The 11,361-nt window shown below is 43.9% G+C and carries 9 protein-coding genes; 3 read left to right on the top strand and 6 right to left on the bottom strand.

The features are described 5' to 3' along the window. Positions 1-374 precede the first annotated feature (374 nt). The 6 genes from proB to wtpA form a co-directional block, all read right to left on the bottom strand. Positions 375-1,514 (bottom strand): glutamate 5-kinase, encoded by a 1,140-nt coding sequence (gene proB, locus IBX40_07100; GenBank protein ID MBE0524081.1) that lies wholly within the window; start codon positions 1,512-1,514, stop codon positions 375-377. A gap of 7 nt (positions 1,515-1,521) precedes the next feature. After that, positions 1,522-2,871 (bottom strand): glutamate-5-semialdehyde dehydrogenase, encoded by a 1,350-nt coding sequence (locus IBX40_07095; protein MBE0524080.1) that lies wholly within the window; start codon positions 2,869-2,871, stop codon positions 1,522-1,524. An 80-nt stretch (positions 2,872-2,951) separates the two neighbouring features. Next, positions 2,952-3,485 carry a molybdenum-dependent transcriptional regulator gene (locus IBX40_07090; GenBank protein ID MBE0524079.1) on the bottom strand — a complete coding sequence of 178 codons (534 nt, stop codon included), beginning with the start codon at positions 3,483-3,485 and terminating at the stop codon, positions 2,952-2,954. Positions 3,486-3,510: 25 nt separating this feature from the next. Further along, the gene (locus IBX40_07085; protein ID MBE0524078.1) at positions 3,511-4,554 is read right to left on the bottom strand and encodes an ATP-binding cassette domain-containing protein; all 1,044 of its coding nucleotides are present in this window, start codon (positions 4,552-4,554) and stop codon (positions 3,511-3,513) included. Next, the gene (locus tag IBX40_07080) at positions 4,541-5,350 is read right to left on the bottom strand and encodes an ABC transporter permease (protein MBE0524077.1); all 810 of its coding nucleotides are present in this window, start codon (positions 5,348-5,350) and stop codon (positions 4,541-4,543) included. The genes IBX40_07085 and IBX40_07080 overlap by 14 nt, the downstream gene beginning before the upstream one ends. 49 nt (positions 5,351-5,399) lie before the next feature. Beyond that, a complete protein-coding gene (gene wtpA, locus IBX40_07075) occupies positions 5,400-6,491 on the bottom strand; it encodes a tungstate ABC transporter substrate-binding protein WtpA (GenBank protein MBE0524076.1) in 1,092 nt (363 codons plus the stop codon). A gap of 46 nt (positions 6,492-6,537) precedes the next feature. Between wtpA and IBX40_07070 the strand changes: the two genes are divergently transcribed. From IBX40_07070 to IBX40_07060, 3 genes are read left to right on the top strand one after another with little or no spacing between them, the layout of a single operon-like run. Beyond that, on the top strand, positions 6,538-8,193 hold the full coding sequence (locus IBX40_07070) for a TIGR03663 family protein (protein ID MBE0524075.1): 1,656 nt from the start codon (positions 6,538-6,540) through the stop codon (positions 8,191-8,193). Positions 8,194-8,209: 16 nt separating this feature from the next. Beyond that, the gene (locus tag IBX40_07065) at positions 8,210-9,505 is read left to right on the top strand and encodes an NAD(P)/FAD-dependent oxidoreductase (GenBank protein ID MBE0524074.1); all 1,296 of its coding nucleotides are present in this window, start codon (positions 8,210-8,212) and stop codon (positions 9,503-9,505) included. Positions 9,506-9,553: 48 nt separating this feature from the next. Continuing rightward, complete coding sequence (locus IBX40_07060) at positions 9,554-11,242, top strand: glutamate--tRNA ligase (protein ID MBE0524073.1); 1,689 nt, start codon at positions 9,554-9,556, stop codon at positions 11,240-11,242. The last annotated feature ends 119 nt before the right edge of the window (positions 11,243-11,361 follow it).

Here is an 11,361-nt window from a genome sequence, read left to right as displayed (position 1 = left end):
ATCTAATTAAATTGACCTATATTGGCCATTATCAGAAAATAATAAAAAGTCTCCCGTTTTTACTCAGGCACAGTATCCATTTTCAACTAATTCGTAATATTTTTTAATAAAAATAGGACAAATTCAGTTGTGCACAATACGTGAATTCAAGAAAGGGAAGAAAAATGTGCATATCAAGACACACCATTTTGAATTTGAATTTCAGGCAAAGAGAACACTCAATGAAATAGGTAAAAAACGTTCATAGTGCCTTATTTGCATAACAGAATTAAAAATAAGCTTGATTCCATACAATATCCTTCATTTGACAATGGAGTAAGGTATCTTCTATCTAGTATAAACTTCTCAATAAACACTCCAAATAGATGAGATAATTAAAATAATCCCATATTCGTCTTTCTTATAACTTCATCGTAATTCTTGTATCCTAGTATCCCTTCAATCATATCAAAACGCTTCCCTTTGATCTTAATTAACTCCCGGGAAGTATAATCTGTGATACCCTTTGCAAAAACCTTACCTTCACTTTCTATCTCGATGATATCTCCCCTGTCAAACATCCCGACAACCTCGATAATCCCGGAAGGTAAAAGCCCTCTTCTCTTCTGTAAAGCTTCTTCTGCGCCTTTATCCACAATGAGCTTTCCCGAAGCCTTGGAAAGTATTATCCAGCGCTTCCTGTTCTTGAATTTTCCGTTCAGTGCAAGGAACAGGGTACCGATGTTCTCCCCTTCCATGACTCTTATTACCACATTATCAATTGCACTGTTGGCAATCACCATGTGGCATCCTGCAATCGATGTTATCTTTGCTGCTTCTATCTTTGTTCTCATCCCACCCACGCCTTTCATGCTCGTAGGACTTCCACCATAACTTTCAATTTCAGGCGTGATCTTTTTTATGGTACTTATGAGCTGTGCATCTTCATTTTTCTTGGGATTTTTGTTGCATAACCCATCGATATCCGATAACATAATCAGAAGTTCAGCATCAACCTTGCTTGCCACCATTGCAGAGAGCTTGTCATTGTCTCCGAAGGTCGCCTCTATCTCATGTACGCAAATGGGATCATTTTCATTGATTACAGGGATCACCCCTGCCTCCATAAGTGTTGAGATACTGTTCCTGAGATTAAGATACGTCATCCTGTTGGAAAATGCTTCATAGGTCAATAGTATCTGGGCGACTTTGATATCGTGCTTATTGAACGCCGCCATCCACTCCTGCATCAGGATGTTCTGGCCTAATGCTGCAGCAGCCTGTCGCAACGGGATTTCCCGTGGGCACGAAGCCATTTTCAACTCCTCGCATCCTATCCCGATAGCTCCCGAGCTTACGATGATTACCGTTTTTCCATATTTCCTGAGTCGAGCTACCTGATTTGCTATTTCGTGTGTAAATCTGCGGTTGAAACTTCCGTCTGCATTGGACAAGGACGAAGTACCTATTTTCAGAACGATGTTTTTGATGTCCTTGAATACCTCTTTTCTGTTAATAGTGTGAATAGAATCCATCCAATTCCTAGTCCAATTTATCTTTAAGATTTACATTTAGCTTTCTGTGGGTATATTTCCGTGCGTTCTTTCCTACATAATCCTCCACTTTATTCCCATTTCCAAGAAGCACGTACTTGTAGATGAGAAGCCCTTCCATCCCGACTGGACCGCGGGCATGGATCTTGTTGGTGCTGATGCCCACCTCAGCACCTTTTCCATACCTGAAGCCGTCTGAAAACCGTGTGGAGGCATTCCACATTACGCTTGAGGAATCCACAAGATCAATAAACCTGACAGCATTTGTTCTACTCTCGGTCACAATGGCATCGGTATGATGGGAGCCGTATTTGTTTATATGGTCGATACCCTCGTCCAGTGAATCCACGATCTTTATGGAGAGTATAAAGTCATTATATTCTGTTCTCCAGTCCTCATCAGTTGCACGGAGTACAGCTTTTAAGAATCCCATATTCGATAAGAGTTCAAATGAGTGCTCATCGCATTGAAGCTCTACGCCTGCATCATTGAATTTCTTCCCTATCTCTGGCAGGAATTCATCTGCAATATCCTTATGCACGAGCATGGTTTCCATGGCATTGCATACCGCCGCATATTGTACTTTCGCATCATAGCATATATCGAGTGCCTTCTTCAGGTCAGCTTCGTTATCCACATAGACATGGCAGATCCCTGCAGAATGTCCAAGCACTGGAATCCGTGTATTGTCCTGTATGTATTTCACGAACTCATTGGAACCTCTGGGGATGAGGAGGCTTATATAGTCATCAAGCTTCAGGATCTCGTTGACCTCTTCCCTTGTCTCCATTAGCACACATGTACCCTGCGGCATACCTTCTATGCTTTCAGTTGCATCGACAAGCACATCAAAGATAGTCCTGTTCGAGTGCGCTGCTTCACTTCCTCCTTTGAAGATGGTGGCATTACCGCTCTTGAGGCAGAGCGACATGATCTGAGGGACGACATCGGGGCGGGATTCGAAAATAACACCAATCAAACCAATTGGGCAGCTAATCTGATAAAGTTCAAGACCGCTATCCAGTTCAAGGGCTGATAGAGTTTTACCCACGGGGTCTTCGAATTTGATGACGTCTTTTATGCCTGCTATCATCTCATCTATCTTGATATCATCTACTTTCAGCCTCTTTACAAGCGCATTTGAGAGCTTACGCGCTTCCTCGAGTTTCTTAGCTGCTTCAAGGTCTTTTTTGTTGGCCAAGATTATTTTATCCCTGTTTGAATCTAATGCTGATACCATTGCGGTCAGGGCTCTGTTCTTCGTGGCACCTGATACGCTGGCAAGGGGGATTGAAGCGCTTCTGGCTGCTTTTACTTTAGTGATAATATCATTGGACATATTACTACCCAGTATAATTTTGATTTAGAGTTCTTTTATATCATTTTATTTCTAATGTTCTTACAACGTCATGAACACTTTCACTTTTTCCCGATCATCACTTCCGTAGATTTGACGACCGCATAGACCTCATCACCTTTTTTAATATCCAGCCTATCCACGGCTTCCTTTGTTATCAATGAAGTTACCACAACCGGCTCGATCAATATCTTGACCTTAGAGATCACATCCCCTTCCTCAACATCGATAACCTCTCCGGGCATCTTGTTACGAGCCGTGATCTTCAGTCCCACCCCTTCCCAGAACGTCTCATCGTCTAACGTTTCACTGATAATGTTCTTCTGCGATTCGTACTCATTAAGCATCTCCCTTGCATAATCAGTCAAAAATGTACCCTGGTCCTTTCCACCGCGAATACTTGTAACAATCTCCTTCCCGGAATTTTTCTCAATATTCTTCAACATAAGCCATGCATGTTTATATGAGATATTGACCTTCTCACATGCTTTGTTCAACGAACCTTCTTCATCGATGGCGTATAAAAGTGCAGCCTTTCCTTCGCCAATCAACGTTTTCCCATCTTCGGTCAGCCATAACTTTGTCCTGGGTATCATTGTTCCTCACACCATTAATCTCATCTTAAACTACATGAATGGCAGTGGCTTTAAATGATACAGTCACATGCCTACCCAGCTCAAGTCCCAACTCCAGTGCCGATTGTTTTGTTATGAACGAATTTACCACAAAACCGCAATCCACCTTTACCCTCAAAAGCGCACCCAGATGCTCAATTTCGATCACATCCCCTTCAAACGCATTTCTGGCACTACTTTTAACAGGCACTAGACTGATTGTCACATTCTCAGGTCGCAGGCACGCATGTACTTTATCTCCAACCGCAAACCAGGACACCGCCTCTATCTCACAACTGTCCAGGGCAATACGGGAAAGTCCTTCACTGTTAGAAGTGACTGTTCCTTTCAGCACATTTTCAACTCCCATAAAATGCGCGACCCGGTCATTAAGCGGTCTGTCAAACACCTCATTTGCTGCTGCAACCTGTACGATTTTGCCTTCCATCATAACTCCGATGCGATCTGCTAAGATCTGTGCTTCGGTCTGGTTATGGGTCACATGGATTATCATCAGATCAGACAAATTGTGTATATTTTTCAGCAATCGCCTGGTCGTATCCTGGGTTTCAGGATCAAGGGCACTCAGTGGCTCATCCAGCAGCAGCACATCCGGCTCAATGAGAAGCACGCGCGCAAGTGCAACCCGCTGCTGTTCACCCCCTGAAAGTGTCAGGGGATATCTATGCAGAAGGTGTGAGATGTTCAGGTTCCCGGCCATATTCTCCACCTTGCTGAGGTTCCTGATACCCCTCATGCGCAGTCCGAACTCGATATTCTTCCGGATATTCATGTGCGGAAAAAGGGAATAGTCCTGGTATACAAAACCAATATTGCGCTTCTCGGGTGGTAGTCCTGTGACGTTTTTCTCATTAATAAATATCTCACCCCCATCCGGTGCATGAAACCCTGCGATAAGTTCCAGCAGGAGCGTTTTTCCGGCACCTGTGGGACCGAGTATTACAAAATATTCACCATCCTGCACTTCAAGGTCTATTCCCTTAAGCGCAAATTCTTTCCAGTCCCGGTGCAGACCCTTAATCCTTATCATACAGACGCCAGCCCGCGGATAGAAGCCTTACCGCTATGAATATTGTAAGAGTAACCAGTATCAACAGAACCGCAATCGGTCTTGATGCTGACAGGCCATACGACAGGTACCTGTCATACACAAGTGTCGGGCCTATCATTGGATAATATGCTATTATCACTACAGCACCAAACTCACTTATCGCCCGCGCCCAGCACATGATCGAACCTGTCAGGATGTGGCGTGCAGCAAGCGGCATTGTGACAAATAATAACGCTTTCCACATGGGAGCACCAAGGGAACGGGCTGTGTTCTCAAGTCTGGGATCTATATTCTGGAACCCCTCTCGCACAGAGTTGGTCAGGAAGGGCGCAGATACAAAGAGCATGGCAATGACGATACCGGCAAATGCATCCCTGAACCTGATATACGACTCAAGCGGAGCGCCAAGTAAGCCGTTTGCGCCAAAGATGGTGAGAAGTGCTATACCAGCCACCGTATGCGGGACGACAACTGGTATATCCAGTACGCTTTCAACAAAACCTTTTCCAAAAAAATCCTTACGTGCAAGGATATATGCCGCAGGTATCCCGAGTACCAGGGCTATCAGCGTTGCAACGAGCCCGGCATACATGGATAGTGATATGGACTTTATAACAGACTTTTCGCAAGCCGCATTGATAAGTGCAGGCAGGTCGGTGACTACTTGCTCTATCACCATGTTGGCAAGCGTTATAACAACAAATAACAGTAGCACCAGAGCCAGGAAAATAAATACAAGTATAAGTGGCTCAGGTGCTTTTCGGCTTGTAAGCATGTGTCCGGTCTGCTTTTTCCTTAACATTCAGATGGTATTATCAAATTCTTTATAGTAATGCTCTCAGTTCGGCAGGTACTTTTTCTGCATCATTTGTTACAGCCGGTACGATAGGGGGCTGTCCGTTGTCTATGAATACATTCTGCCCGTCAGTGCTTAGCAGCAGTTTTATGAACTCAACTCCAAGCTCTGGCTGCATTGCATTATCCGGAATGGTAATCCCGTAAACAATTGGCGTGCCGACAGCTATATTACCGTTTGCGGTCCTGACCCTGACTGTTTTATATTCATCAGCATATTCAACTGAACTCAGGTCTATCTGCGGCGGGAGTTCCACAAATTTGAATCCGTGCTGTACTGCAACACTTCTGTAAATATAGAAATAATCGATCTCGCCAGTCTCAAGTGCAGATGAAAGTTCAACTTCCATGCTTCTCATCATTATCTTTTTTGTGTTAGGCTCAATATATTCAGAGTCCGGCATTACTGCTGTATATGTTCCATTGTCGAATGTCATCGCTATTGCGGTATTGTCTCCCATAAGGTCGTCAAATATACTCTCATCAGCATAGTGGGCTTCGGATAGCTGCGTTACCATTACTGAGCGGTAACCGCAGGGGTCATCGTTAGGATTTGAGAAACCAAATGTCACATCAGGTCTGCGAAGTATCTCGTACCAGTTATCCGAATTGACCTCGCTACTGTATTTGCTGTCATCGGTATAGGCTATGACTATCTGGTTCTTCGCAAACACAAGGTACCAGTTAGTATATTCCGGCATCATCATTGTCGGAATGAGGGTATAATCGGCTGATGCAAGAATATCTGACTGTTTGTCGAGCTCTGTTATCTTTTTTATAGATGCACTGCTGCCTGCTGGTTCGCGCTGCACATCCACATTTGGATGAAGCGTTTCGAACTTCACCTCCAGTTCTGCCATGGGTACGCTAAGACTGCCGGCGTGGAATATCTTGAGTACTGCTTCCTCGTCAGATCCGGTGGTTTGGGTAGTGGTTGTATCGTGGGCGTTCTCTTTACCGTCTGGAGTCGTTTCGCTGTCAATGCATCCGGTTACTGAGAATATTGCTGCAAACAGTACGGCTATTATCAGGATTGGTAAGATATGATTTTTTATTGTCATAGTTATGTTCGGATAAACACAATGTTTGATAAAGATTGTCATGAATATGCTTAAATATAATCCTATAGAAGTCATGGACAACATGACAGGGGCAGAAACAATAACCACCAAAAGACCATTTTATAAGGAGCCTGACTTTGTTATCTTTTTTATTATTGTAATGGCGGCCACAGCCCTGCGCCTGTACCAGCTTGATGTTCGGCCGTTCCACCATGATGAAGCTGCAGTGGGCTCCTTCACCTACAAATTATTCACAAACGGCAATTATGAATACAACCCGGTGTTTCACGGTCCGTTCCTGTATTTCCTGACTTTTGGGATATTTAACCTGATTGGAGATTCCATATTCTCAGCCCGGTTAGTACCTGCTCTTACCGGTGTGGGGATGGTATTATTGACCTTTGCTTTAAGACGTTATCTGGGCAGTCCGGGATGGCTTATCGCAGCAGCATTCTTTGCCGTATCTCCTTCCTTCCTGTACTATTCCCGGTTTTTCAGAAATGATATTTTCATCACTTTTTTTACACTGACCACGATAATTTGCGCTGCAAAATACCTGGAAAAAGGAAATAAACCTGGAAGGTTACTGTTTCTGGCACTGGGAGCGGCGAGTTTGGGTTTTTCGGTCACAGCCAAAGAGAATGCATATGTCATCATAGCAATGTTTGTCTTCCCGGTAGTACTGTTTATCCTGTACAATATCGGAAAAAAACTACGAAACCGCAATTTTATACATATGTCCACAGTATTTATTGAACAGAACATATTCAGGATAGTATTGGACATTGGCATTTTAGTAATTGTTTTCTTAATAATCTATGTAACATTTTATTCAAATTTTTTCAGTGATCTTCCAGCAGCCAAAACAGCTACTTACAACGCATTTTCCCACTGGTTCAAGATGCACGAAATTGAGCGTCTTGACGGCCCACCGTATTATTATTTTCCCCTGCTTTTCTTATATGAACTTCCCATAATCCTGTTCGCTTTTACAGGAAGTATTGATTATATAGTGGGGTTTGTTAAAAGTAGGGAAAACCCAATGATGGCCTTTATGGTCTATTGGTTTGCAGCCAATCTTGCTTTTTACAGTTATCTCGGGGAAAAAGTGCCATGGCTTATACTTCACCCCCTGCTTCCTGCCATACTTATAGCCAGCGCCTATTTAGGAGAATCACTGCCCAATTTGAAGCAAAGGCCAAGATGGGCTGAAGCCATCTTTATTGTCATATTGGTCGTAAGCTCGTCATTCTTCATTTATACCAGCTATAATCTGAATTACAGAAATTATGCCAATCCGGCCGAACCTCTGATACAGGCCAGCCAGGCTCCTAAGGAATTTAATGAATTTATGGACACCTTAAATCAGGTAGCTATGGACCATCAAGGTTATAGGACCAAGATACAGGTTGCTGATGAAGAGATGGAAACACAATTGCTCTGGCATCTCAGGCATTACACAAATATCAAATGGAAAGTCAATCTTGATGAAAATCCCCCTCTGGATGCATATCTCATCATCGTTCATGATCTTGATGCTGATTACGTGGATGAAATATTAGGGGATGACTACCAGAGGCTGGACAGCGCCAAGATGGCATGGTATCATTTTAAACCCAGTGATATCAATTATTGGTATGTGATGTACCGCTGGATGGATAGGGAACAGAGTGAGTATGGTGTAGTACTTTATTATCGATAATACTGGAAGATGCAATATGAGTGAAATAGTGATTATCGGAGGCGGGCTGGCAGGACTTACTGCAGCTTATCGTCTTGCCGAGGATCATCAGGTCACCTTAATTGAGCAGGACAAGTTGCTGGGAGGGATGCTTAAGAGTTACCATATTGAGGATTATTTTATTGAAAAATTCTACCATCATTTTTTTGCAAGCGATACTGAACTGCTTGACCTGATTGAGGAACTGGATCTTGCAGAACATGTGTTATGGTTAACAGGAACCACAGGTTATTACTGGGAAGGAAGGGCATATCCTATGAGCACTCCCTTTGAGATATTGAGATTCCCACCTTTGTCCATAATTGATATTATAAGGCTGAGCCTGTTAGTGCTGCGAACAAAATTCATCAAGAATATCAGGTCCTATGATAATATCACGGCAAAGGAATGGATACTAAAGACCGGGGGGAAGGGTGTTTATGACAATTTTTTCCAGCCTCTGGTACAATCCAAATTTGGCCAGAATGCTGATCGGGTCAGTGCTGCATGGCTGTTGGGCAGGGTCAAGATACGCTCAAACCGCGGGACCCATGGTGAAAAACTTGGGTATTTAAATCCGGGTTTTCAAATTTTAGTGGAGGCATTGGCACAATCCATACAGGAAAAAGGCGGTCGCATCATTAGAGGTAACCAGGCTGAAAGTATCATCATTAAATCCGGGAAGGTTACAGGAGTGAAGTTAATTAATGGAACCATTTCGTGCAATAAGGTCATCTCCACAGTGGCTCCCGGCGTATTAAAAGAACTTATTGACCCAAAAGTTATTAAATCCGATCTTGATTCAATTCAGTATCAGGGGACGTGCTGTGCTATTCTTGGAATGACAAAACCCCTGATGAAAGATAAAACCTACTGGCTGAATATTAATGCAGATGTTTCTTTTGGTGCTTTGATAGAACATACCAACTTCATGCCTAAAAAAAATTATGGTGATCAGCATCTAATATATATTGCATCCTATTTCCAGAACTCGAATGATCCATTGTTTACTGAGAGTCCAGACAAAGTGATAGAAAAGTTTCTAAAAGATATTGAGAGCCTGTATCCGGATTTCAACAGGAATTCGGTTATCTGGTGGAGATTGGCCAGGGATTCTCAGACAGCTCCCGTTTATGATATTGGTTATGCTGATAAAGTATTACCCTATGAAACAAATATCAAGGGTCTTTACCTTGCCGGGATGTTCTCCCAGGCAAATTATCCGGAGAGGAGCATGAATGGTTCAATAAAAGCTGGTTTTGAGGTTGCGGATGCGGCTGCCCGAGATATGTAAGACTTTTTTGCAAATAATTATGTTATCCTAATACGTCTTTAATTGGATATGGATATTGAGAAGCTTATAAAGAAGTATGCGTTGCAGAATGCCGTGAAATACGGTAAACCCCCTCAACAGGGTGCAGTAATGGGTAAACTCATGGGTGAGCAGCCTGAGTTAAGGCAGAAAGCCAAAGAAATCCCACCCATACTTGGCAAGATCCTGCAGGAGATATGTTCCAAAACACCAGAACAATGGCAAACAGAACTGGAAGAGATCGCACCAGAACTGATCGCAGAACTGGAGCAGCGCAAAGAACCTGATAAGGGTTTAAAAGCACTACCTGATGCAGAGAAGGGAGTGATCATGAGGTTTGCACCCAATCCCAACGGTCCTCCAACACTGGGCAGCGCTCGCGGTATCGTGGTCAATAGTGAGTATGTCAAAAAATATAACGGTAAATTCATAATCAGATTTGATGATACTGATCCGGTTACCAAGCGTCCCATGCTTGAAGCGTATGACTGGTACCTGGAAGACTGCAGGTGGCTGGGTGCCGAACCTGACCAGGTGGTTATGGCCTCGGACAGGCTGCCTGTCTATTATGAATATGCCGAGCAACTAATATCGGGCAACCATGCATATGTATGCTGCTGCTCCCAGGAAGATTTCAAGCAATTGAAGGACAATAAGCAGGCCTGCCCCCACAGGGATGTCGGACCCGAGGTCAATATGCGGGAGTGGAAGCGGATGCTGGCAGGTGAATATGAAGAACGGTCCGCAGTATTAAGGATCAAGACCGATATTACCCATAAGGACCCTGCCATCAGGGACTGGGGCGCATTCAGGATCGTGAAGACCCCACATCCCAGGCCTGAGATAGCTGATAAGTATGTAGTCTGGCCGCTGCTGGATTTTGAGGGAGCACTGGAAGACCATTTGCTGGCTATGACCCATATCATTAGGGGCAAGGACCTGATAGACAGTGAGCGGCGCCAGAAGTATGTCTACGACTACTTTGGCTGGACCTATCCCCACACTTCCCACTGGGGCAGGGTGAAGATGCATGAGTTCGGTAAGTTCAGTACCAGCGGCCTTCGTTCGGCTATTGAAGCCGGGGAATATACCGGATGGGACGATCCCAGGCTGCCTACCCTTCGGGCACTCCGCCGACGGGGTATCAGACCTGAAGCACTTCGCAAGTTCTTTATTGAGATGGGGGTGGGCGAGACAGATGTGAGCCTCAGCCTGGATAATTTGTATGCTGAGAACAGGAAACTGATAGATGATGATGCTAACAGGTATTTCTTTGTCTGGGAGCCTGTAAAACTTGAGCTATCATTTGCAGAGCCTGCTGTTGCCAGACCACCCCGGCATCCAGGTGTTGACAGAGGTATAAGAGAGATACCTGTGGAGGATAGCGTGTTTGTGTGCAGCCAGGACATAAAGGATGCACAACCTGGTGATATTTTCAGGTTGAAGGATTTGTATAATATCAGGATAATTGGTGAGGGTAGAGCAGAATTTGCAGGATACGATATTGAAATGATGCGAAAAGGTGGAGGTAGGATCATTCATTGGGCACCTGTTGATAATATTCCTGTTAGAGTATTGACACCAGATGGAGAGATGCCAGGTATAGGGGAAGTTGGTATTGCAGATGAGCTGGACAGGGTCGTACAGTTCGAACGGTACGGATATGCAAGGATCGATAGTGTGGATGATGAAGTGATTGCCTATTTCACGCATAAATAATTAAAAAATGCCTGTTATGATGTACCCAGATTAAATATTCGACGTTCTGGAGGGGGACGTAAATCCCTCATTGAAAAAGATCCTAAGCAAATGGAACAAAATTGAACATAGAAATAACT

The sequence above is a fragment of the Methanosarcinales archaeon genome (assembly GCA_014859725.1).
GTDB lineage: Archaea > Halobacteriota > Methanosarcinia > Methanosarcinales > Methanocomedenaceae > Kmv04.
The sequence above is the reverse complement of the archived record's forward strand: the minus strand, read 5'-3'. Positions and strand labels throughout refer to the sequence as shown.

Bases quoted from the DNA above. Each gene is read 5' to 3' on its own strand.
- proB (MBE0524081.1), bottom strand. From the start codon at position 1,514: ATGGATTCTATTCACACTATTAACAGAAAAGAGGTATTCAAGGACATC.
- IBX40_07095 (MBE0524080.1), bottom strand. From the start codon at position 2,871: ATGTCCAATGATATTATCACTAAAGTAAAAGCAGCCAGAAGCGCTTCA.
- IBX40_07090 (MBE0524079.1), bottom strand. From the start codon at position 3,485: ATGATACCCAGGACAAAGTTATGGCTGACCGAAGATGGGAAAACGTTG.
- IBX40_07085 (MBE0524078.1), bottom strand. From the start codon at position 4,554: ATGATAAGGATTAAGGGTCTGCACCGGGACTGGAAAGAATTTGCGCTT.
- IBX40_07080 (MBE0524077.1), bottom strand. From the start codon at position 5,350: ATGCTTACAAGCCGAAAAGCACCTGAGCCACTTATACTTGTATTTATT.
- wtpA (MBE0524076.1), bottom strand. From the start codon at position 6,491: ATGACAATAAAAAATCATATCTTACCAATCCTGATAATAGCCGTACTG.
- IBX40_07070 (MBE0524075.1), top strand. From the start codon at position 6,538: ATGCTTAAATATAATCCTATAGAAGTCATGGACAACATGACAGGGGCA.
- IBX40_07065 (MBE0524074.1), top strand. From the start codon at position 8,210: ATGAGTGAAATAGTGATTATCGGAGGCGGGCTGGCAGGACTTACTGCA.
- IBX40_07060 (MBE0524073.1), top strand. From the start codon at position 9,554: ATGGATATTGAGAAGCTTATAAAGAAGTATGCGTTGCAGAATGCCGTG.